The 22,970-nt window shown below is 42.9% G+C and carries 17 protein-coding genes; 12 read left to right on the forward strand and 5 right to left on the reverse strand.

From position 1 onward, the window contains the following. Positions 1–50: 50 nt before the first annotated feature. Both EAH55_RS24980 and EAH55_RS24985 read left to right on the forward strand, forming a co-directional pair. Positions 51–446, forward strand: a complete 396-nt coding sequence (locus tag EAH55_RS24980; RefSeq protein ID WP_162997026.1) for a hypothetical protein — start codon at positions 51–53, stop codon at positions 444–446. A 4-nt stretch (positions 447–450) separates the two neighbouring features. Next, positions 451–960: a class I SAM-dependent methyltransferase gene (locus EAH55_RS24985; RefSeq protein WP_121812051.1), complete on the forward strand. Its 510-nt coding sequence runs from the start codon at positions 451–453 to the stop codon at positions 958–960. A 21-nt stretch (positions 961–981) separates the two neighbouring features. On the opposite strand, the gene EAH55_RS24990 is transcribed toward EAH55_RS24985, so the two are convergent. Together EAH55_RS24990 and EAH55_RS24995 are read right to left on the reverse strand one after the other, a co-directional pair. Continuing rightward, positions 982–2,829 (reverse strand): right-handed parallel beta-helix repeat-containing protein, encoded by a 1,848-nt coding sequence (locus tag EAH55_RS24990; RefSeq protein WP_162997027.1) that lies wholly within the window; start codon positions 2,827–2,829, stop codon positions 982–984. A gap of 85 nt (positions 2,830–2,914) precedes the next feature. Then, the gene (locus EAH55_RS24995) at positions 2,915–3,502 is read right to left on the reverse strand and encodes an RNA polymerase sigma-70 factor (RefSeq protein WP_121812053.1); all 588 of its coding nucleotides are present in this window, start codon (positions 3,500–3,502) and stop codon (positions 2,915–2,917) included. Positions 3,503–3,657: 155 nt separating this feature from the next. On the opposite strand from EAH55_RS24995, the gene EAH55_RS25000 reads away from it, so the two are divergent. The 3 genes from EAH55_RS25000 (at position 3,658) to EAH55_RS25010 (ending at position 9,782) form a co-directional block, all read left to right on the forward strand. Next, positions 3,658–4,800: a FecR family protein gene (locus EAH55_RS25000; RefSeq protein ID WP_121812054.1), complete on the forward strand. Its 1,143-nt coding sequence runs from the start codon at positions 3,658–3,660 to the stop codon at positions 4,798–4,800. A gap of 187 nt (positions 4,801–4,987) precedes the next feature. After that, complete coding sequence (locus EAH55_RS25005) at positions 4,988–8,287, forward strand: TonB-dependent receptor (RefSeq protein ID WP_162997028.1); 3,300 nt, start codon at positions 4,988–4,990, stop codon at positions 8,285–8,287. 10 nt (positions 8,288–8,297) lie between these two features. Next, on the forward strand, positions 8,298–9,782 hold the full coding sequence (locus EAH55_RS25010; RefSeq protein WP_162997029.1) for a RagB/SusD family nutrient uptake outer membrane protein: 1,485 nt from the start codon (positions 8,298–8,300) through the stop codon (positions 9,780–9,782). Between the two features lie 95 nt (positions 9,783–9,877). Here EAH55_RS25010 and EAH55_RS25015 read toward each other — a convergent pair whose 3' ends face one another. Together EAH55_RS25015 and EAH55_RS25020 are read right to left on the reverse strand one after the other, a co-directional pair. Next, entirely contained in the window at positions 9,878–10,594 is a 717-nt protein-coding gene (locus tag EAH55_RS25015) for a ThuA domain-containing protein (protein WP_121812057.1), read from the reverse strand. Positions 10,595–10,698: 104 nt separating this feature from the next. Then, entirely contained in the window at positions 10,699–12,408 is a 1,710-nt protein-coding gene (locus EAH55_RS25020; protein ID WP_121812058.1) for a GMC oxidoreductase, read from the reverse strand. A gap of 137 nt (positions 12,409–12,545) precedes the next feature. Between EAH55_RS25020 and EAH55_RS25025 the strand changes: the two genes are divergently transcribed. The 7 genes from EAH55_RS25025 (at position 12,546) to EAH55_RS25055 (ending at position 19,584) form a co-directional block, all read left to right on the forward strand. Next, on the forward strand, positions 12,546–13,442 hold the full coding sequence (locus EAH55_RS25025) for an MOSC domain-containing protein (RefSeq protein WP_244228350.1): 897 nt from the start codon (positions 12,546–12,548) through the stop codon (positions 13,440–13,442). Beyond that, on the forward strand, positions 13,439–13,714 hold the full coding sequence (locus tag EAH55_RS25030; RefSeq protein WP_112566535.1) for a SelT/SelW/SelH family protein: 276 nt from the start codon (positions 13,439–13,441) through the stop codon (positions 13,712–13,714). Before EAH55_RS25025 ends, EAH55_RS25030 begins: the two co-directional genes overlap by 4 nt. 125 nt (positions 13,715–13,839) lie before the next feature. Continuing rightward, positions 13,840–14,274, forward strand: a complete 435-nt coding sequence (locus tag EAH55_RS25035) for an RrF2 family transcriptional regulator (RefSeq protein ID WP_112566532.1) — start codon at positions 13,840–13,842, stop codon at positions 14,272–14,274. A gap of 241 nt (positions 14,275–14,515) precedes the next feature. Continuing rightward, entirely contained in the window at positions 14,516–16,606 is a 2,091-nt protein-coding gene (locus EAH55_RS25040; RefSeq protein ID WP_121812059.1) for a HEPN domain-containing protein, read from the forward strand. Beyond that, positions 16,606–17,391 carry a uroporphyrinogen-III C-methyltransferase gene (cobA, locus tag EAH55_RS25045; protein ID WP_121812060.1) on the forward strand — a complete coding sequence of 262 codons (786 nt, stop codon included), beginning with the start codon at positions 16,606–16,608 and terminating at the stop codon, positions 17,389–17,391. Before EAH55_RS25040 ends, cobA begins: the two co-directional genes overlap by 1 nt. Beyond that, positions 17,369–18,877, forward strand: coding sequence for a TSUP family transporter (locus EAH55_RS25050; protein ID WP_121812061.1), 1,509 nt, complete (start codon positions 17,369–17,371; stop codon positions 18,875–18,877). The genes cobA and EAH55_RS25050 overlap by 23 nt, the downstream gene beginning before the upstream one ends. After that, positions 18,874–19,584 carry a phosphoadenylyl-sulfate reductase gene (locus EAH55_RS25055; protein ID WP_121812062.1) on the forward strand — a complete coding sequence of 237 codons (711 nt, stop codon included), beginning with the start codon at positions 18,874–18,876 and terminating at the stop codon, positions 19,582–19,584. The genes EAH55_RS25050 and EAH55_RS25055 overlap by 4 nt, the downstream gene beginning before the upstream one ends. A 323-nt stretch (positions 19,585–19,907) precedes the next feature. On the opposite strand, the gene EAH55_RS25060 is transcribed toward EAH55_RS25055, so the two are convergent. After that, on the reverse strand, positions 19,908–22,856 hold the full coding sequence (locus EAH55_RS25060) for a TonB-dependent receptor (protein ID WP_121812063.1): 2,949 nt from the start codon (positions 22,854–22,856) through the stop codon (positions 19,908–19,910). Between the last annotated feature and the right edge of the window lie 114 nt (positions 22,857–22,970).

A 22,970-nucleotide genomic window follows, 5' to 3' on the forward strand; every position in this document is an offset into this window, starting at 1 on the left:
CCGCATTTCTTACTTGATTTAATCAATTTTTTGTTTTTAATTTTGTATCAATGATGAACAGCTTACAATTTAAACTTCTTAACGGGCAGCTTGAAGAGCTAAGGGATGAACCTGCGAGCTTATTAAAGTTCCTGAATGTTTTATTTGAGCCTTTTTCAGCAAATTACGAACAGCTTAAATATGCGCTTGAGCGTGAGTTCAGACCAGAGGGGTCGCCCGAGGTACTCCGTTTAAATTTTGACCGGATCAAATTTGATCAACAGGCAGGCCATGGAAGTTTTCGTATCGTATTGGATGTCAATTACTCCTTTGGCTGCGAAGATGTTGTAACCTACAAAAAAGATCAAACCTCGGAGTGGACTTTTCTTATTGATCATAAGCTATCAATCGCAAGTTTCTTCAGTTCGCCATACATCGATAGCCGTTCAACTGCCGACGAATTTTAGTTGCATGCAACAAGCTGAAGCCATAGCGCTGATTCAAAAAGGCATAACAAGCGATCTTCCTCAGCATTGGGCCGATCTGGGCTGCGGTAGCGGTACGTTTACCATTGCCCTCGCAAGCCTCCTTCCTCCGAAAAGTCGCATTACTGCTATCGACAAAAACAACCAACGTTTACCGGCCCTTAGTGATGGCATCAAAATAGATTTTATTAAAGCTAATTTTGTAGATGAACCAATAGTTGTCAGCCCGTTAGATACTATCCTGATGGCAAACTCTTTTCATTTTGTAGCCAGCAAGACGAAATTGATCAACCAGTTAGAACATACTTTTAAAGGTAATCCCAGGTTCCTGATTGTAGAATATGATGCCACTAAAGCCAATCCATGGGTTCCGTATCCTATATCCTATCAAAAACTAAATCACGAATTTAGTCTGTTGGGATATAGAGTAGATAAGTTGGCAGAAATGCCCTCAAGATTTGGAGGCGTAATTTATTCTGCACTTGCTTTCAAATAGGAACTTCTTTGCGATAAGATGTTATCGATTTGTGACCCGGTTGTTATTGATTTTAACGTCCTTACAATCCTTTAAACTTATCAACTTATTGATGTCTTTAATATTGCCGGATGAAGTTATCTGATTACCAATAATTGTTATTCCACCGGTACTTGAAGCATCAAAAAAGTGGGTACCTTTCAATGTGGCTTTATTCTCGATAATTTTAATACCAGTATGAACAGGCTTCGGTGATGTTACCTTATTTTCCGGCAATAAACCAATCACAGGCCCACCACACTCAAAAAAGGTATTGTACCTGATGGTAACGTCCTTCACCGCGCCAGATTCGTACCAGCTTGAAGCATCATCATTAATCATGATGGCACTATTATGAGTTCGGTTAACTATATTATTTTCAATAAGTACTTTTTTTCTTGTGGTTACCAGGATTCCCCTTGTCGGGATTTTTTCAATCATGTTATTATGAATCCAAACTTCGGGCGTGGCCGTAATATTTTCAACTACATCACCGGTTTCCATGGCGGCCGGTAATGGCTTACTCAGGGTTAGCAGAAACTCTTTATTGTTCAATTTTTTGACATTGGTCAATTTATTACTCTGATAAGTAAGCAAACTTGCCGGATGTACAAGGCCAATGCTGTCACCGGTCGAAAAAGCGTCGAAGCCATAAGTTTGATCGTGCATGAACTTAACTTTAACCTGTGTTGACGAAAGCTTTTCTGTTATTTTTAAAAAAGTGCCGTGTACATTAATGGCATCATCATTGGCTCCCGACAGGTATGAATTAGCAATCTCTATTTTACCGCTACAGCCCGAAAAGTGCAAAATATCCGCCCATGCGGCACAGGTACGGCCATCTCTGGCTTTCACTATAACGTGATTAAAATTTAAATCTTTACTAAACTGACTTACCACACCCATGCCATGCATAAAGTAAATACGGATATGATCTAAATTAATATTGGCGCTTTTTTGTATAAATAAGCCGGCACAATCACGCGTAACATTGCGGTTTTGATATACCATTCCTTTTTTAAAACCGGGGTTCTGTTTAAAAAATATCCGGATCTGGTGTGCATTCAGAGCGGCATATTTCAGGTTTTGCTGCGGGATATCCAGCCTTTCCAGCATGCGTGTTGCGGGATCATATTGCTGCCAGTATGAATCGGGCTGATAACGCCAGCCCTCGCCTATCCAGGTTAATGTGCTATCCTTAATACTATATTCTGATTCGGCATTAACTATTGCATCCGCATGGTTTTCCGTTAACGCCTTGATCTTGAATTCTGAGACCGTTGGCCGGTGATAATCGAAATTCAACCCACTCAACCTGATATTGTTACTATGATCAATAAAGGTTTCGATCATTTTTCCCCTTAAATTAATCAGTGAGTTATTGCCTGTTATATTTATAAACCGACTGCTATCAACCATGAGTGCAATTGCTTTTAATCCATACGGAACATCATTGGTATTGGAGATCTGAAGCTGTGTTTTGAAAGCGCCGTCAGGAAAAAAATCATATTTACCGGTAGCGAAAGTGATGGTAACCGGATTCTCTTTTGTTCCACGCGCTACAATTGACAGTGTTTCGTGAAATTGACCGGGTGCCAATACTTTTACATTGTCCCCTGCCGATAAAATAAGCTTATTAACGCCATTAAACGTTTTCCATGGTTTTGTAGCGGTAAGGCCTGCATTGTTGTCATTACCCTTAACAGGGTCGATGTAATAGGTTTTATGACCAGGAGAAATATGCCTGGCCGATAATGCCAAATATTCAACAGGCTTATCCTGAGCTTTTAACAAATGGCATATCATTAACAAGCCCGAAAGCAACAAGTATTTTGCTGTTAAGTTTCTCATGGTATATATCAGGTTACTAATATATAGTGTAGATGTCATAACATTTACACACAGCTTTCACAAAATAAAAATGTGGTTTAGTTGCCTACAGGATAAAAATAAAAAGAAGGGATACCGCTGCGCCACTGAAGTGAGGGTACAACGATCTCAGGAACTTCAGCGCGATGGTAATCTGGTTTTCTACCGTACGCTTGGAAATATTCAGTCTGTCCGCTATTTCGTCGTTGCTCAGGTTCTCTACCCGGCTAAGCCAAAAAATTTCCTGGCAGCGGCGCGGCAATTGTTTAAGTACGTTAGTTAACTCGGTTTGCAGGTCTTCATATCCAAGCTTAACATCGGCCTCACTAACTAAAGCAAGTGCAGGTTGTTCCGGTATTTGCTCATAAAATTCAACCTTTTCAGCAGCTATTGCCCGAAGCTGTTTGTATACGTGATACCTTGCGGTCACCAGTATATACTTCTGAAAATCAATAATCTTTGAGCTATGTCTTTTTTGCCACAGTGCCACAAAAACATCGTGAACAATCTCCTCGGCAGCGGTATCATCCTTCAAATACTTTTTGGCCGTTTGATAAAGTTTATGCCAATACCTATTGTACAGGACTACAAAAGCCCTGGAACTATCTGAGACAACAGCCTCCCATAATTCGTTGTCAGTAAGTTTATTGGTCATGATTGGTGCGTTAAAAATAAAAATTATTTGCGATTTGTAACCGCAGCTGTTACATAAATTTAAATTGATACTTTTTTTTCTAAAGTATGTGTGTTAGCGTTTTCAGAAGCACACTATATATACAACGGCCTCAATCTCATACGGCCTAACCAATAATGACAACCGAAGAATACATCAAACTGTACGAAAAGTTTAATGCCGGCCAATGTACCCCTGAGGAGGAAAAACGCCTTATGGAATTTGAGGATGACTTCAGGTTTCATGAAACTGAAAGCAACTTACCTCTTAATACTGAAAACAGGCAGAAACGTTCGGCAATATATGCGCGCATCCGTGCAACATTAAATCCTAAAGCTCAAAACAGAAACTATCGCAGGATGTGGGGTTGGGCGGCTGCAGCTGCGGTTATCCTGCTGGTTTCAGCCATCTTTATTTTTCAGGCCAAACAGCCGCAAAATAATATTGCGGCCAGCAAGCCACATGTTAAACCAATAAAGCCCGGCAGAAATACTGCTATCCTCACGCTGGCCAACGGATCAAACATAACGTTGGACGATGCCAAGAATGGTGTTTTAGCCAAATCGGGCAAGACATCGGTTAAAAAGCTGACCAACGGACTCATAGCTTACAGCAATGATGGCTCTGCACAGCCTGCTGGCGAACCGGCAAAAAATGTGGTAACAGTACCAAGGGGCGGAAAATACTCCATTCAGCTACCCGATGGTACGATGGTTTGGCTTAATTCATCATCGTCTTTATCATATCCCGTGGCATTTACCGGGGCTGACAGAAGCGTAACCCTAACGGGGGAAGCCTATTTTGAGGTAACTAAAAATAAACATCTTCCTTTTATTGTGCATGCCAATGGTGCTGACGTGAAAGTGCTGGGTACTCATTTTAATGTTACAGCGTACGAAGATGAAAAAGACATCAAAGCAACTTTGCTTGAAGGTTCGGTAAGCCTATCTAATAATAAAACATCCACATTGTTGATACCGGGCCAGCAGGGTATTGCCGGGCCCGATCAACAGATTACCACTAAAACGGTAAATGTAAACCAGGTTATTGCCTGGAAAACTGGTTATTTTATTTTCAGGGACGATGATATCCAGAGCATCATGAGAAAGATCTCACGCTGGTACGATGTTGAGGTTGAATACCAAGGCAATATTACACGCAAAACCTTCGGTGGTATATACTCCATGAATAAAGATATCAATGAATTATTGAAGGGGCTTGAATTAACTGGATTAATACACTTTAAAATTGAAGAAAGGAGGATAATCGTAATGAATTAACAAGTACTTACGATTATCAGGTAAAAGACCGGAGGCGTTGGCCCGCCTCCGGTGTAGTGCCAGGTAATCAACGATCAATTGAGCGACAACCAATTATTAATTAAAACCTAACATTCAAATGTATAAAATATTTACTGAATCAAAGTTCAGGCGGCATCACTATGCCCTGCTCAAAATTATCCGGATTATGAAATTATCGTGTGCCCTGATTATGCTGGTCATAATGCAGGTGAGTGCCACTACTTACGCGCAGAAGGTAAGCGTAGACGTAAAACGAGTGCCGCTTGAAGATGTGCTTTTTAATTTACAGCAACAAAGCGGTTACGATTTTATTTACAGCGCCGACCTTCTGAAAAATACGGCTCCAGTATCACTCTCAATCAAAAACACCAGTATTGATAAAGCGCTGGATAAGCTTTTTGCTGATTTGCCGCTGATGTACCTCATCAACAAAAAGACAATAACTATAAAAATAAGGCCCGAGCCCGAAGCTCCAGTGGCTATTCCCGTAAAAGGTAAAACTGTTGATGAAAAGGGCTTGCCGATACCGGGAGTCAACATACAGATAAAGGGTACCACTACGGGTACCACCAGTAAAAGCGATGGTTCTTATAGCATCAATGTTCCCGATGGCAATGCTGTATTAATTTTCAGCTTCGTAGGTTTCGTAAAACAGGAAATATCAGTTGGCAATAAAACCGATATTAATGTTACCCTTGTTGAAGATAAAAAGGCTCTTACCGAAGTGGTTGTTACCGGTTATAGCACGCAAAGCAAACATACCTTAACCAGTGCCATCGTATCCGTAAAAGGCGAAGAAATGACTAAACGGGTCGCGACTGACCCTACATCGCTTTTGCAGGGGCAATTACCGGGCCTCTCGGTGATACAAAACTCGGCAGAGCCGGGCAACGAAAACGTACAGTTACGGATTCGCGGTTTGGGTACATTTAGTGCCGCCAGTAATAATCCATTAGTAATAGTGGATGGTATCCCAGGCGATCTTGGCGTTATTAACCCTAATGACATCGAATCGGCAACTGTCCTTAAAGATGCTGCGGCAGCAACTATTTATGGTTCGCGTGGAGCAAATGGTGTATTGGTGATTAAAACCAAAAAAGGCAAAGGCTCCGGTGGTCTTGCATTAAGCTATAATTACAATATCGGGTTTGCTACACCCACACGGCTTCCCAAACTGATCACCAATTCTGCTACCTATATGGAATTGTTAAACGAAGCTGAAGCAAATTCAGGTAACGCGCCTATTTATACCCAGGCACAAATCGACCTGTATAAAAATGCTACCGACCGGGTCAAATATCCAAATCACGATTGGCTAAAGGATATGTTCAGGACAGCTACTGTGCAAAACCATTACCTTAACCTGGGTGGCGGTAATGACAATACTACTTACAGTATCGGTTTAGGTTTGACCAATCAACCCGGAACTATGCGTGGTTTCGATTATAAAAAGTACACGCTTGATGTGGGTTTAAACTCAAAGGTTAATAAACGCGTAACATTAGGAACCAATTTCCAGTTCCGCTATGGCGATCGTAGTTACCCGTTTGATAATGCGACAGACCTTTATATTTCAACGCTTGCCCAATCGCCGCTATACCCGGCTCAAACACAGGATGGCTTATGGATCACCAAAGCTTATGATAAGGAACTTGGCAATAAAAACCCGGTGTTGTCGTCTACTATATTAACCCATAATCCTAACTATTATGGTCAGGGCAATATCTCGCTTGATGTACAAATCTTTGATGCCTTAAAATGGGAAAACCGTGCCGGCGTAAGCTTCAACCTTCAAAAGTATAAAACCTTTGCTCCTGTTATTCCTCAATACCTATATAGTGACCTGTCATACTATCGTAACGCCGATGTGGGTACACCAGGACTTACCGCGACAGAGCAGGATGAATCGCATTCAACCATTTATAGCCAGTTGAACTTTCATAAGCTGTTTGGCAAGCATGACCTTACTATATTAGGTGGCGCGCAGCAGGAAGTTGATCACTTCAGTAATCTCGGCGCCTTCCGCACCAATTATCCAACAAATGATTTGGAAGAAATAGATGCAGGGTCATTAAATGGCCTAAAGAACAACGGTACATCAGGACAATGGGCTATCAGCTCGTTTTATGGTAACGCCAACTACAACTATGATGATAAATACCTTTTAGGCGCCAGCATGCGCTATGACGGTACTTCGCGCCTGCCAAGCAATAGTCGATGGGGTTTATACGAATCGTTCTCTGCCGGATGGAGGATCTCAAAGGAAAACTTCTTAAAAGATGTATCATGGTTAAACGATCTGAAGATCAGGGGATCATGGGGAAGGCTTGGTAACCAAAACATCGGCAATTATCCTTATCAACCCACATTGGTACAAAGTGTATATGCTTTCAACGGTACCATATCCAATGGTTTCCAGGCTAATCAGCTCATCGACCCTGCACTTACCTGGGAATCAACCCGCATGACAGATATCGGTCTTGATCTCGTTGCTTTAAACAATAAACTTACGTTCACCTTCGACTGGTTTAATAAATACACTTACGACATCCTAAGGAATTCGCAGGTGCCGTTAGCTTTAGGTGTAAACGCGCCTACGGTAAACAATGGCGCGGTAAGCAATAAGGGTATTGAGTTTAGCCTGCATTACCAGGATCGCCCGTCCGAAAAGTTCAGCTATTACGCTACTGCCAACTTCCAGTTATATCGTAACAAGGTACTTTCTTTTGGAGCTCCTGAAGTTGGCGGCCCGGATCAGCAAACTATTATGCAGAACGGATACCCTATCAACTCGTTTTACCTGTATACCATGCAGGGTATTTTCCAAAGCCAGGCCGAGATCAACAGCGCGCCCGATCAGTCAAGCCTTGGCGGTGTGCCTACTCCTGGCGACATCAGGTACAAGGATATCAATGGCGATGGTAAGGTAGATGCTAATGATCGCAGCATTATCCCCGGTCAGTACCCTAAGTTTGAGTATTCTTATACCATGGGCGCTACATGGGGTAATTTTGACGCGAGCGTTCAGCTTTATGGCTCGTACGGCAATAAGCTTTACCTGTACAAATGGGGCGTTGATCCTTTTGCACAAGGTGCTATGCCAACTACCGATTGGCTAAACCGCTGGACTCCGCAAAATCCATCAACCACAATGCCTAAAATTTATATGGGCTTTTACGGCTATCCTAAAATCACCAGTGTACAATCAACTTATCACCTTTATGCGGCAAGCTTCATGCGGATCAAGAATGTGCAGGTGGGTTATACCTTTCCGCAAAACATGATCAAAGGCGTAAAAACGCTTCGTGTTTTTGGTTCGGTTGATAACCTTGCCCTGTTTACCCCATTAAAACAAGGGGCTGACCCGGAAAGGCAGGACATCAACTACAGGCCCGATGCCTGGTATGGCTTTGCAGGTTATCCGCAAAACAGAACTTTCACATTTGGCGCATCTGTTCAATTTTAATTTGTTAGCAATGAAAAAATATATCATCATATTTATAGCAGCGTTAGCAGGTTTTACTTCATGTAAAAAACTTGATGTAACGCCTCCCGATAAGTTATCAAACCTCACTTTCTGGAAAACTCCTGCCGATGCAGATCTGGCGCTCACCGGCGTATACGGTACCCTTTACGCAAGAAGCGGGCAAATCTCTACCTATGCCCCAATGTGGTACGAGAATTTCAGCGATAACACCTACACACAAAACAACCAGGCCGGCGCGCAACAGGCATTAGTTGCTGGTCTTAATCCATCAAGCGGTGGCTTTGTGGCCGATGGCAGCAACAGTCTTTATATCAACGCTTACAAAAGCATAGCAGCCTGCAACACGTTTTTAGCCAACGTTGATAAAGTACTTACAGGCGATAAGCTCACACAATACAAAGGTGAAGTTTACTTTATCCGCGCCTTCAATTACTTTTTATTAGCCGAAACTTATGGAAACGTACCATTATTGACGGCCGATCCTATAACCTCGGATTTTAAGCAAAAGGTAAGCAAGTCATCGAGGGCTGATGTTTTAAAACTGATTGAGAGTGATCTTAACAACGCTATCTCTGGATTACCTAATCAGAAATTCAACACTGGGCATGCAGTTAAAGGCTCTGCCCAGGGGCTGATGACACGTGTTTTACTATTTGAAAAGAAATATGCCGATGCCGCAGCGATGGCTAAATCTATTATAGATGGCGGCCTGTTCTCTCTTAACAGTAACTATCCTTCAAACTTTTACAAGCCCGATCAGCAAACCAGTCCCGAAATTATGTTCTCGGTGCAGTATAGCGCCCCTACCGTTCCGCACCCCGACGCGCTTACCATGATATTGATATTGCCGGGATATGTTGATCTGCAAGGCACACAGGATATGATCAATGAGTACGAGGCTAATGATCCGCGCAAAAAAATGACCTTCTTTTTTCCGGGTGATACCCCGGCGCAGGGATGGCCTTATCCGGGTACCGTTGGCAAACCCGGTGTTAATAACTGGACTGCCGGTTTCTATCCATCAAAAAAATGGCTCGATCCTAAGATCGTTAACCCGCAGCCGGGCTTGCTTGATGATCAGGACTATGTATGGATAAGGTTTGCCGATATTAAACTGATGTATGCCGAAGCTCAGAACGAGGCTGTAGGCCCTGATGCAAGTGTTTATAAACAGATTAACGAGGTGAGGGCGCGTCCGGGTGTAAATATGCCTGCGCTTGCTATCGGTTTATCTCAGGCTGATATGAGAGCGAAGATCAGGCATGAGCGCCGTGTAGAATTGGCATTGGAAGGCTTCCGTTATTTTGATATGCGCCGCTGGGGCATAGCCAAAGATAAGTTGAACGGGTTCATTCAGAATCCGCTGATCCCGGCAACAAAAACCATCTATAAAGACAATTTTGATTTTTGGCCGCTGCCACAATCAGAAGTCGACAGAAACGCTCCGGCATTGATCCAGAATGATGGATATTAATAAGGAGCGGTAATAAAAACGCCTTACGGGCTAAATCCGTAAGGCGTTTTTTTATGCTGTTAATTCTTGAATCCTTAAAATCCTGATTCAGACAATTACTTTTTCCATCCCATCGCGTACTTAATTCCGCCAAGCAAATGTTTCAAATATAAAGGATCGGCGTATGATTCATCTGTGTGGCCTAATTCTGTATAAAAGGCCCTTCCCCCGTCAAAGTTATGATACCATGCCATTGGGTGGTTGTCGCCGTTCTCGCCGCCGGTGTAGCTTTTTTCATCTATCTTGATCAATACGTGTAGGTCGTCACCTATCCACTTATAGTTATACCATTCGTCCCAGCGTTTCCAGGTCTGCGGCAAATGTTTGGTAGCGATAAAATTACGGTCGACAACGTTTAAAGTAGCATCCTGTTGTTTGGGGTGACTCTTAAAATAAGCGCCGACCAGTTTACCATACCATGGCCAGTCATATTCAGTATCTGTAGCGGCATGTACGCCAACAAAGCCTCCACCGCCTTTAATGTATTGTTCAAAAGCTGTTTGTTGCGTATCGTTCAAGACATCGCCGGTGGTACTTAAAAATATCACAGCCGTGTACTGCTTCAGGTTGCTTGCAGTAAATTTTGTGGCATCGGTGGTGCTATCCACGTCAAAATTGTTTTCCTGACCTAATTTCATAATGGCAGGTACCCCTACCGCTATAGAGTTATGATGAAAACCGGCCGTTTTGCAAAATACAAGTACTTTGTCCTTTGCAATTACCTGGCTTATCGATGCGCCTATCAACAGGCATATGGTGATTAGTTTTTTCATTTTTTGTATTTTTTACGGTGAATGGTTGATTAAGTGAGTAGTTAATTGGGGTAAGGGCATGGAAAAAAAACACTCACTGAATCAACTACTCACCACCCACCAAATTATATATTCCCCTTCTTTAATTCATCAACAGCAAAATGAGCGGCACGGGCCGTCATAGCCATATAAGTTAACGACGGATTTTGACAAGCCGACGAGGTCATGGCGGCACCATCCGTAACGAAAACGTTTTTGGCATCCCAAACCTGGTTATTGCCATTAAGCACTGAGCTTTTAGGATCACGGCCCATACGTGCTGTACCCATCTCGTGGATGCCATCGCCAACATGATGACCTCGGTCGTGCGTTTCAATGTTTTTCACACCGGCACTTTCCAGCATAGCTTTGGCTTCTTTAATGATATCAACCCGCATTTTCTTTTCGTTATCCTTTATCTCCGCGTCCATCGCTAATATTGGTAACCCCCATTTATCCTTACGTGTTTTATCAAGGGTGATTTTATTTTCGTGATAAGGCAGCAACTCGCCAAAACCACCAATACCAATTGTCCATGGCCCTGGTTCTGTAAGCGCGTCCTTGTATTGGGCTCCAATATTGTATTCGGCAATTTCACGGTTCCAGCCCATACGGCTTGCCGCGCCCTGGTAACCGAAGCCACGAAGATAATCACGTTTATCACCAAAGAGGTTGGCAAAACGGACTACATAAATACCATTTGCCCGGCGACCGTAATAATATTTATCCTCAAAGCCATCAACCAGTCCGCTTGCACCAAGGTTATAGTGATGATCCATAATGTTGTGACCAAGCTCGCCGCTACTGCTACCTAAGCCATCAGGCCAGATATCTGTAGCCGAATTCATCAATACCCAGGCACTATTGAGGGCAGAGGCATTAACGAAAACTATTTTTGAATAATACTCATAGGTTTGATTGGTTTCCGCATCAAGCACCTCAACTCCTTTGGCCTTTTTCGTGTCTTTATCATATAGTATTTTAGTAACTATAGAATATGGCCTTACCGTTAAGTTCCCGGTAGCTAAAGCAGCAGGCAGTGTTGATGATTGCGTACTGAAATATCCACCAAAAGGACAACCCTCCCAGCACCTGTTTCTGAACTGGCAAGCCGTACGGCCGGGAATGGCGGCTGTTAAATTAGCCGAACGACCGATGATCATATGCCTGGTGCCGTTATAGTTCTTTTTGATGCGTGCAGCTACATCCTTTTCAACCACGTTCATATCCATCGGCGGTAAATAATGACCGTCGGGCAATTGTGGCAAGCCTTCTAAAGAGCCGCTGATGCCTGCAAACTTCTCTACATGATCATACCATGGGGCAAGATCTTTATAACGGATAGGCCAGTCAATAGCCCAGCCATCTTTAGCGTTAGCTTCAAAATCAAAATCACTCCAGCGGTAACTCTGCCTTCCCCACAAAATAGAACGGCCGCCAAGCTGGTATGAACGCCACCAGTTAAAAGGCTTGATCTCGGTATATGGAGCGGCCTGCTCGTCGGTCCAGTAATCCATGATAGGTTCAGTAGCGCCCCAACCACGGGAAATTACCGGGCGTTGTTTACGTTCGGCCTGGGTTGGCCTTCCGGCATGATGAAAGTCCCAGGGATCCTTACTGGCGGTTTTATAATCTTTGATGTGCTCAAAGTTGCGGCCGCGTTCAAGCATGATAGTTTTTAAACCGAGTTCGCTTAATTCTTTAGCTGCCCAGCCACCGCTGATACCCGAGCCTATTACAATGGCATCATAAGTATTGCCAGCTTTGGCCTTGCCGTTTATGTTACTTAATGGCATAGTTTATAAATTGGTTTGAAATTGGATGAAACAAGTATATCAATTAAAATCAATTATTGCAATCGATTGTGAAATTTATGAATCATGATTTTCAAGATTGATGGATTACCTTGATGGAGGTATCCAATTAAAGTATCATGAAATCCTCAAATCCTAAAAATCATGGTTCTTTTATTTATTTTTACACCATGCTCCAGGTAAGTGAACTATTTATCTACCCCATCAAATCCCTTGGCGGTATTTCTGTACAAAGCGCCGTAGTTACCACACGTGGTTTACAGCATGACAGGCGCTGGATGCTGGTTAATGAACACGGCCTTTTTATAACCCAGCGAGAGTTTCCGCAAATGGCTTTATTAAAGGCGAGGGTTGAGCCCAATGGTATCGCCGTTGATCATCATTCAAAATCAACATTATTGATCCCCTTTGATTGTGAGCGAAAGCCATTACAGCAATTTGCCGTTTGGGACGATACATGCATGGGCCAGTATGTGAGCGATGAATTTGACCAATGGTTTAGCGACGCGTTGAATATGAAATGCCGCCTGGTTTATATGCCCGACGACAGCGAGCGTGAAGTTGATCAACGCTATGCCAAACCAGGCATGATCACCTCATTTGCTGATGCTTATCCTTTTTTATTGATCGGCCAGTCGTCTTTGGATGATCTTAATACCCGGATGGCACAGCCACTGCCCATGAACCGTTTCCGGCCCAATATCGTTTTTACCGGCGGTAATGCTTACAGCGAAGATTTGATGAACCAAATCAATATAGCCGGCATTACTTTTTACGGCGCCAAGCTTTGTGCCCGTTGTGTGCTCACTACCATAGATCAGCAAACTGCTGTAAAAGCGAAAGAGCCGCTTAAAACCCTGGCATCATATCGTATGAAAAACAACAAGATCATGTTCGGGCAAAACCTGGTACACGAAAACACCGGGACAATCGCCGTTGGCGATGAACTTAAAGTATTGAGCATTCACCAGGATGAGCGCTTTATTATTCCTCAAAAACCAAGCTTAACTACATGAAGCCAACTATAACTATCGAATACTGCCCCAAATGTAACTGGATGATGCGCGCGGCTTATATGGCGCAGGAACTGCTTACTACTTTTACCGATGATTTAAACGGCGTTACCCTCAAGCCAAGTGAAGTGAGCGGGCGATACACCATAAGCGTTGATGAAGAAACCTTGTTTGACCGCAAGCGGGACGGCCATTTTCCTGAAATTAAAGAGCTAAAAAAAGCTGTTCGCGACAAGGTAAATCCTGAGAAAAGCCTCGGTCATTCAGATCGTTAGCAATTGCGATTTTAATAAAATAAAGTCTGTATAAAATATCCTTTCTATATAATCTATAATATTACTCGAAAAAATAGTTAATTTAGTAATATCTTTATTTAACTTTGTAAGTTTTATTATAGAAAATGCTTTCGAAAAAAACTAAGTATGCTATAAAAGCATTGGTTGTGCTGGGCAAAAACATGGATCAGCCACCTATGCAAATATCAAAAATCGCCGAGCTTGAGCGAATTCCGAAAAAATTCCTTGAGCAAATCCTGCTCGATCTGCGTAACGCGGGTTTCTTATACAGTAAAAAAGGTGCTGGTGGCGGCTACAGCCTCAACCGGGATCCGAAAGAAATTTTCCTGGTAAGTATCATGCGTATCACTGATGGCCCTATCGCCATGGTGCCTTGCGCAAGCTTAAATTTTTACCACAAATGTGATGAGTGCCACCAGGAAAGCACTTGCGGCATAAGGGATGTGTTTGTTGATGTAAGAGATGCCACACTTAAAATATTAAGCGAAACCAGTATCGCTGATATTATCAAACGCGAAACTACCCTCATCAGCGTTTAAATTTCAAAATTTCATAAAACTGTCATAACGCAGTTTTTTTTAATTAAATGCTACCTTTTCCGTATACTATATATATATTTGGGAAATGAATCGTGAGAGCATTATTACTACAACCTTTAACCAACAGAACTGTTGCTACATGTGCAACGGTAAAGCGAGGCTGTAAACGTAATATTTAACCATATTTGCCTCTTTCGCCACAGCTAAAGAGGCTTTTTTATAAAAGATTAATACATAAAATATGCAGAGCTTCAGAACGGAACTGGAGAACCCGATTATTGAGAAGGATATTATAGATCTTGAAAAAAAGATCCGTGCTTTTCGTGAAGGTAAAATTCACGATGAAAAGTTCAGGAGCTTACGTTTAGCGCGCGGTGTATATGGCCAGCGTCAGCCCGGGGTACAAATGGTACGCATTAAACTTCCATTTGGTAAAGTTAGCTTTAAGCAATTACTGAAAATAGCCGAGATTTCTGATGAGTTTGGAAGCAGCAACCTGCACCTGACTACCCGTCAGGATATCCAGATCCATTATGTAAGTCTTGACCGTACGCCGCAACTTTGGGCTAAACTCGAACAAGACGATATTACACTGCGTGAAGCCTGCGGTAATACCGTGCGTAATGTTACCGCCTCTCCTGCTGCCGGTATTGATCCGAAAGAGCCTTTTGACGTTTCTCCATACGCTTACGCTACATTTGATTATTTTCTGCGTAACCCGATATGCCAGGAAATGGGTCGTAAATTCAAGATCTCTTTTTCATCAAGCGACGAGGATACTGCTTTTTCTTACATTCATGATATTGGTGCTATACCTAAAATAAACGCTAATGGTGAGCGTGGTTTTAAAATCCTGCTTGGTGGTGGCTTGGGCGCGCAACCTTTACTGGCAAATATTGTAGAAGAATTTTTACCCGAAGATCAGCTGATCCCTTATATCGAATCGGTAATCCGCGTTTTTGACCGTTACGGCGAACGCAACAACCGTAACAAGGCCCGCATGAAATACCTTATCCAAAAATTAGGCTTGGATGAAGTATTGCGTTTAACCAAAATTGAACGTACGGCCAACAAGGTAAAATCATATCCTATTAACCGCGACGCGGTTGATGCCCCGGCTTTACCGCCAACCGATAGCTACCCTGAAGTAGCTATCAGCAACCCGCTCCGTTACGAGCAATGGCTGGCAACCAACGTTTTTGAACAAAAGCAAGAAGGCTTTTACGGCGTATATATAAAAGTACCCGTAGGCGATATCTCTTCTGATACTGCACGTGCACTGGTTAAAACTTTAGAGCCGTTGGTTGGCAACGAGATCCGTATTACCCAAAATCAAGGCTTGCTATTAAAATACGTTCAAAAAGAAGCTTTGCCTGCGCTTTACGAAGGCTTGGCTAAGCTTGAACTGGCAGCACCGGGCTTTGATAGTTTGGCTGATGTTACTACTTGCCCGGGTACAGATACCTGTAACCTTGGTATCTCGAATAGCATGACCATGGCTCGTGTATTGGAAGACTTGATCTATACCGAGTACGAAGATTTTATTTATAACCGCGAAATCAAGATCAAAATAAGCGGCTGTATGAACTCATGCGGTCAGCATGGTTTGGCGCATATTGGTTTCCACGGCAGCTCACTGAAAGCGGGTACCAAAGTATTGCCATCTGTACAGGTGATGTTAGGCGGTGGTACAGTTGGCGACGGCGTTGGCCGTGCTGCAGAAAGGGTTATCAAAGTACCTACCAAACGTGCCACTGACGTATTGAGGTATTTATTAAATGACTACAAAGAGTTTTCGCCAGAGGGTGAAACTTACCACGAATATTACGACAGGCAGGGTAAAGATTATTTTTACCGCTTGTTGAAACCACTTGCAGATCTGACCACCCTTACCGACGACGAATATATAGACTGGGGCCACCAGGAAACATTTGTTACCGCCATAGGTGTAGGTGAGTGTGCCGGTGTTATCATAGATCTGGTAGCCACCCTATTGTTTGAATCAGAAGAAAAACTGGGTTGGGCTAATGACGCTTATGCTGACGGCCGCTGGGCTGATGCTATCTACCATGCTTATAACGTATTTGTAAGTTCGGCAAAAGCTTTGTTGCTTGATAAAGGCGTTAACAGCAGTACTCAAGCCGGTGTTATCCGTGAGTTTGATGCTCAATACGTTGAAAAAGGTGAATTTGAGTTGGATGGTACTTTTAACGACCTGGTGTTGCAGATCAATCAAAACGAACCTTCACAAGAGTTTGCGACAGCCTATATAGCCCAGGCAACCGAATTTTTAAGCAGAAGCAAGGATAAGAGAGAGGCGCTTGTACAATAATGACCGATACTAATAAAACTATAAAAGAACCGCGCATTACACTTGTGGGCGCTGGCCCCGGTGATGCCGATCTGATAACACTTAAAGCCATTAAAGCTTTAAAAACAGCAGATGTTGTTTTGTATGATGCTTTGGTTAACGAAGAGTTATTGGAATACGCTCCCGAAAGCTCAACTAAAGTTTATGTAGGTAAACGTTCCGGCGATCATACCTTTTCGCAGGAAGCCATTAATAACTTGATGGTTGATTATGCTAAAAACTACGGACACGTGGTTAGATTAAAAGGTGGCGATCCCTTTGTATTTGGTCGCGGGTATGAGGAGCTGCTCATTGCAGCTGAGCATGGAATATCTGCGTCGGTTATTCCGGGCATTTCAAGTTCTATAGCCGTGCCCGAATTACAGCAAATCCCTGTTACACATCGTGGCCTGAGCGAAAGCTTCTGGGTAGTTACAGGTACCACTGCAAATGGTAAAATCTCGAACGATCTTATAGATGCTTCACGTTCAAATGCTACCGTTGTAGTTTTGATGGGGATCCATAAACTGGCCGAGATTACTGAAATATTTAAGTTACAAGGCAAGAACAAACTGCCGGTTGCCGTTATTCAAAACGGATCAACAGCAGAAGAAAAAATAGCTGTTGCTACAGTTGATACCATTGTTAATGCCGTTGAAGAAAATAAGATATCCTCACCTGCACTTATTGTATTTGGCGAGGTTGTATCGCTTCATCCAAAATTCCAATTGATAAAAGAGGTTTATGACGTTGTTGCCAGGGGATAAAAGTTTTACCAACATTCAGGACGAAAAACAGGAAGGCAATCAGCTTTTTCCTGTTTTTTTGAAACTGAATGACCTGCATACCGTGCTTATCGGTGGCGGTAATGTTGGTTTGGAAAAACTTACCGCGGTACTCAACAACAGTAATCAGGCTCGCGTAACTATTATCTCGCGTGAGTTTTTACCCGAGATCCACAATCTTGCATCTCAATATACAGGCATTCGTGTTATTCAAAAATCATTTACGGATGATGACCTGAATGATGCCGACATTGTTATTGCCGCAACTAACGACAGCGAGCTTAATAACTATATCCGCACTGCCGCTCACGACAGGAAACTGCTGATCAATGTAGCCGACAAACCTGCATTATGCGATTTTTACTTAGGATCTATAGTGCAAAAAGGCGACTTGAAACTGGCTATATCTACCAACGGAAAATCACCTACTGTGGCAAAACGACTAAAAGAAGTATTAAATGAAAGCCTGCCTGCTGAGCTTGATATCACTTTGCAGCAAATGAGCGAACTAAGAAATACCCTTGAAGGTGATTTTGCCGACAAGGTAAAAAAACTAAACAGCGTAACATCTGTACTGGTTGAGCCAAAAGCCCCCAACCGGAAAAATTTCATCTGGCTGATCTGGTCTACTATTATTTTATCGTTGGCCATTGGCATAACCGCGCTTTATCTTAAAGAGCCCAACTTTAAAAACTTTGTAACCGGTATTGATCCTATCTTTTATTACTTTTTAGGGGCCGGTTTTGTATTTGCTATGATTGACGGCGCCATAGGCATGTCGTACGGTGTAACGTCAACCACGTTTTCGTTAACTATGGGGATACCGCCGGCTTCGGCCAGTATGGGGGTACACCTTTCAGAAATTATGAGCTGCGGCATAGCCGGCTGGATGCATTACCGCATGGGTAATATCAACTGGAAGTTATTTAAACTATTGGTTGTTCCCGGTATCATAGGCGCTGTTACAGGTGCCTATCTCCTATCCTCGCTTGAACATTACGCAATGTATACTAAACCTATTGTATCAATCTATACATTGATATTAGGTATAGTGATATTCAGGAAAGCGTTCAATACACAAAAGAAAAAATCTGCTGATAAAGTAAAACGCATTTCACTGCTTGGTTTGGGCGGTGGTTTTATTGATGCTGTTGGTGGCGGCGGCTGGGGATCAATCGTGTTATCTACACTGATCGCAGGCGGCCGTAGTCCCCGGTTTTCATTAGGTACTGTTAAACTTTCTCGCTTTTTTGTGGCCATAATGGGATCAATAACCTTTATTGCCATGGTAAGCAGCGATCATTGGCAGGCTGTAGCTGGTCTTATTTTAGGTAGCGCCCTTGCTTCACCAATCGCCGCCAAGATTTCCAACAAAATTTCAGCAAAAACCATTATGGTTGCCGTATCAGTTATCGTTATCCTGATCAGCGTCCGTTCTATTCTTAAATTCTTTGTTAAGATACCATGAGCTCAGCTTTAGAAAATGTACAACAATATATCAATGGCCTTGGCCCTGTTGAAGCGCTCACCAAACTGGCTGAGCTTTTTCCGGGTGAAGTGATCTTTTCTACCAGCTTTGGCTGGGAAGATCAGGTGATCAGTCACATGATTTTCAGCAATAATTTGCCTATAAAAGTATTTACACTTGAAACAGGCAGGCTGTTCCGCGAAACATACTCGGTTTGGGCGGCTACCATGAACAGATATCAAAAACCTATTCATGCCTACTATCCCAATAATGAGTTGCTGGAAGAAATGGTAAGCAAAAAAGGCCCTAACAGCTTTTACGAATCTGTAGAAAACCGTAAGGAGTGCTGCGGGATCCGTAAAATTGAGCCGCTTAAACGCGCTTTGAAAGGAAACAAGATCTGGATAACCGGTATCCGTGCCGAGCAATCTGTTAACCGACATGATATGCATGACCTGGAATGGGACGAGCAAAATCAATTGGTAAAGTTCCATCCTATTTTTAGCTGGACGCTTGATGAAGTGAAAGCTTACGTTAAACAATACAATATCCCGTACAATTCATTGCATGATAAAGGTTTCCCGAGTATTGGCTGTATGCCATGTACCCGTGCAGTAGCCGAAGGCGAAGATTTTCGTGCCGGCCGCTGGTGGTGGGAAGATCAATCTAAAAAAGAATGCGGGTTGCATGAGGTAGCAAAACCTTGATGAACAGGATTCAAGGATTACCTGATTTTGCGAGTCGGTACTATTACGTTCCCCGAATCCTAAAATAACGTTTCCGGAATAAAGACGCTTTTTTTTATACGTAGGTCAACTTGGTCGCAAGATCGGTTGGCCTTTTTTATTCCATTCATTTTGATCGCATCGATTTTTCTTACAAGTCACATACAACGATAAACTGAGAATAATCTGCATAAAACTCAAGGTAATCCTCAAATCCTAAAAATCAAGGTTCAAAAAAAGGGATGGTCACTAATCGCGACCATCCCCTTACAAACTATATAAAACGTAATAAAAGTTCTTATTTGTTATTTATTGTTGGCATTACCTGCTAATAAACCATCAAGCGTTACCGATACATAGTACAAGCCGCCAATGGTTGGGCCACCTGCGTATTGGTAGTACCTTTTGTTAAAGATGTCTGTAGCACCTAACTTAAATGTTGCATAGTAAGCAGGAACACGGTAAGTAACCTGGGCATCAACAGTTTTGATTGATGGTACAGTACCGGTAACCAGCGGACTCTCCCATAGGTACGATTGTTGCCATTTGTAAACTACGTTAAAGCCTAAGTTTTTAACTACTTCGCGGTTGCCAAACGATACGTTTCCAGACCACTCAGGCGTATTAAAACCGGTAACAAATATATCAGATGCGGTTTGAGCCTTTAGCTTATTGAAGCTTACGTTACCTGATACTGTATAATGCTGGTAGAAATTATAGGTAATACCTGCCGATGAGCCATAGTTATGGTAGATATTCTTAGCATTAGTATAAACGCGGTACCTGCTTTGGCCCTGACTGGCAGCATTGCTTGATGTGCCGGTTGTAGGGTCGCGGTTAATATCAAGCATCGATAGAACAGCAGCATCTGAACCTACAGTTGCTCCATTAGGCACAAACACTTGTACTTGGCCAAGGAAACCGTCATAACGGTTAGTATAAGCATCTATATCGATAAATACTTTGTTATCTGCTACAATGCCTTTATAACCAACCTCAAATGAAGTGATCTGTTCAGGGCGGGCCGGAGGCAGATCCGCCACTTTTAACAAGTTGCGATTAGCCAAAGCCGCCTGGTCTGAACCACCTGCAGCATTTACAGCGGCATTGAATGCCACTACCGATGTTTGCGTGTAACTGTTACCAAGGTAACCTAAACCTTCGTTAATGAATGGTAAGCTGCCTACACGTTTTACGCGCCCGTTATTTACGTATGATAATGCTTCAAATAGCGATGGGAAGCGATAGCCGTTCTGGAAAGTGAACCTAAAGTTATGGTTTTGGTTAACTGTATAAACAGCGGCTAAGCGCGGGGTAAATTTAGGATCAAAGTATGGATTGCGGTCCCAACGGATAGAGCCGAATAATTTCAACTTTTCATCAAAGAATGTTTTAGTAACCTGGGTAAAAGCGCCATATTTTTTGTAAATCACATCTTTACCGAAAGTACCATCGGCAAGCGGAGTGTTCCTGTCGGCAATCGGGCGGCTAAAATCCACGAAGTTATTTCCATCGGGCGTAATGCTGTACACACGTACATCGGCACCAACCAACAGGTCAACAAATTTCACCTTGTCAGTTAAATCCCATTGAGCCTCGCCGTTGTACATATGGCTTTTTTGAACCAATGCGGCACCACCAGTAACAGGTGCATTAGGAATCAGGCTCGATTTGATATCCCAGTTATTAATACCAATGATGGTTTTACGCAGGGCGTCAAACTCAGGTGTCCCCGGCTCAACACGGCCTTTATCGGCAGCTGCACGGGCAGCTTGTTCAGCCGCTGCAAGATTTGCAGAGGTAAGTACACCGCCGTTATAAGCTTTTAGAGCGTTACCGTATAAAGTTGCCCAGGCCGAGTTGCTGGCGTGGTTAAGGTCAAGGTTATCTGCCAATGGTTTTACGTTGAATGAATTACCTGTATTCTCGATAGATTCGTAACCACGTATCAGGAAGTCTTTTCCTTTTAACTCAATTTTATGATTTTGAACGGTAGCTCCTTGCAACGAGATCTTATTACCACGTTGAAACACGCCGTCCAACCTGCCGTAGCGGTAGGTGTACGATAAGATGGTGCTTGGCGTTAATTTATAAGACAGTGTACCATCTAATTTTAAGTTTTTCACATGCGGGTCAACCAGGTCAACTTCATTGTAACCTGTACGTGCAACGGTTAGATTAGGACGAGCCTTGCCATCAACAGTAATACCTTTTATCGACACCGTGTTACTGCCCGCGAGCGCGTCATCACCATATTTGTTCCAACCATCATAAGCCGCATTGCTTGTGCCTGTTAATTCAGGATAAGCTGGGTTTGCAGATTTCAGGTTAGTCGGGTTCTGATCTAAACGGGTATCCGACTGCCAATCCTGGCCTTGCATGTAGCTAAAGTTCACTTTAACGGCAAACTTATCGTTAAAGGCTTTGGCATAACGTAAAGCATCTTCGGTAATTGAACTGGCGCCTAAACGGTCGTTACCCACATGGTTAACCGCCTGACGGTGATAAAAGCTCAAGCCCTGGTATTTAAAAGGATCTTTAGTGAACAGGTTTGATAAGCCGTTAATTGCATTGGTGCCATAAAGGGCCGCAGCCGCGCCCGGAGTAATTTCCACACTGGCAATATCCAGCTCGGTTGGGCCAATGGCATTACCCAGTGGTACGCCTAACGTAGCCGACTGCATATCAACACCGTCAACCAGTTGCATAAACCTAAAGTTGTTAGGACTATTGAAACCGCGGGTGTTTGGTACTTTTAGGGTGATACTGGTGGTGGTCATTTGTACACCTTTAACGTTCTCAAGCGCATCGTAAAAACTCGGCCCAGGCGATTGCTTTAATGCCGTAATACTCAGCTTTTCAATAGCAACAGGCGACCGGAGCAGCTTTTCTTCCTTACGGGATGCCGTCACTACAACTTCGTTAACCAACAGCGATTGCGTGGTAAGTGTGATGTTTACGGCGCTGTTAGCATTTTTTATATAAAATTCCTGTGGCTGATAACCTACTGCTGTAAAAACAAGTGTATATGGTAATTTTGCGCTGGTAGTTAACGAAAATTTACCGGTTGTATCTGTTGATGTTTTATTTGTTGTACCTTTTATGGATACGGTAGCCCCTACCAGCGGTTTTCCCTGGTCATCGTCTACTTTTCCGCTCAATATGTATGAGCCATTTAATTGCGCGCGGCTTATGCCCGGTAACAGTACCAGGAAGAGCACAATTATTTTAATTGAGTTTGTAAAAATTTTCATGAAGTAATGGTGTGGTGGTTATTAAAATTGTGATTTTGGGTTTTGTGTTATTGTTGATGAGGTTAAATTCAACAACAACACCCTGCAGTTAGGAGCTGCATTTTTAACATGGAG

This window comes from Mucilaginibacter kameinonensis (assembly GCF_003675385.1).
Lineage (GTDB): Bacteria > Bacteroidota > Bacteroidia > Sphingobacteriales > Sphingobacteriaceae > Mucilaginibacter > Mucilaginibacter kameinonensis.

What these genes read in the sequence shown, in the direction of transcription:
- cobA (WP_121812060.1), top strand. Translation starts at nt 16,606, where the DNA reads ATGACCGATACTAATAAAACTATAAAAGAACCGCGCATTACACTTGTG.
- EAH55_RS24980 (WP_162997026.1), top strand. Translation starts at nt 51, where the DNA reads ATGATGAACAGCTTACAATTTAAACTTCTTAACGGGCAGCTTGAAGAG.
- EAH55_RS25005 (WP_162997028.1), top strand. Translation starts at nt 4,988, where the DNA reads ATGAAATTATCGTGTGCCCTGATTATGCTGGTCATAATGCAGGTGAGT.
- EAH55_RS25010 (WP_162997029.1), top strand. Translation starts at nt 8,298, where the DNA reads ATGAAAAAATATATCATCATATTTATAGCAGCGTTAGCAGGTTTTACT.
- EAH55_RS25055 (WP_121812062.1), top strand. Translation starts at nt 18,874, where the DNA reads ATGAGCTCAGCTTTAGAAAATGTACAACAATATATCAATGGCCTTGGC.
- EAH55_RS24990 (WP_162997027.1), bottom strand. Translation starts at nt 2,829, where the DNA reads ATGAGAAACTTAACAGCAAAATACTTGTTGCTTTCGGGCTTGTTAATG.
- EAH55_RS25000 (WP_121812054.1), top strand. Translation starts at nt 3,658, where the DNA reads ATGACAACCGAAGAATACATCAAACTGTACGAAAAGTTTAATGCCGGC.
- EAH55_RS25060 (WP_121812063.1), bottom strand. Translation starts at nt 22,856, where the DNA reads ATGAAAATTTTTACAAACTCAATTAAAATAATTGTGCTCTTCCTGGTA.
- EAH55_RS25050 (WP_121812061.1), top strand. Translation starts at nt 17,369, where the DNA reads ATGACGTTGTTGCCAGGGGATAAAAGTTTTACCAACATTCAGGACGAA.
- EAH55_RS25020 (WP_121812058.1), bottom strand. Translation starts at nt 12,408, where the DNA reads ATGCCATTAAGTAACATAAACGGCAAGGCCAAAGCTGGCAATACTTAT.
- EAH55_RS25035 (WP_112566532.1), top strand. Translation starts at nt 13,840, where the DNA reads ATGCTTTCGAAAAAAACTAAGTATGCTATAAAAGCATTGGTTGTGCTG.
- EAH55_RS24985 (WP_121812051.1), top strand. Translation starts at nt 451, where the DNA reads ATGCAACAAGCTGAAGCCATAGCGCTGATTCAAAAAGGCATAACAAGC.
- EAH55_RS24995 (WP_121812053.1), bottom strand. Translation starts at nt 3,502, where the DNA reads ATGACCAATAAACTTACTGACAACGAATTATGGGAGGCTGTTGTCTCA.
- EAH55_RS25015 (WP_121812057.1), bottom strand. Translation starts at nt 10,594, where the DNA reads ATGAAAAAACTAATCACCATATGCCTGTTGATAGGCGCATCGATAAGC.
- EAH55_RS25040 (WP_121812059.1), top strand. Translation starts at nt 14,516, where the DNA reads ATGCAGAGCTTCAGAACGGAACTGGAGAACCCGATTATTGAGAAGGAT.
- EAH55_RS25030 (WP_112566535.1), top strand. Translation starts at nt 13,439, where the DNA reads ATGAAGCCAACTATAACTATCGAATACTGCCCCAAATGTAACTGGATG.
- EAH55_RS25025 (WP_244228350.1), top strand. Translation starts at nt 12,546, where the DNA reads ATGAAATCCTCAAATCCTAAAAATCATGGTTCTTTTATTTATTTTTAC.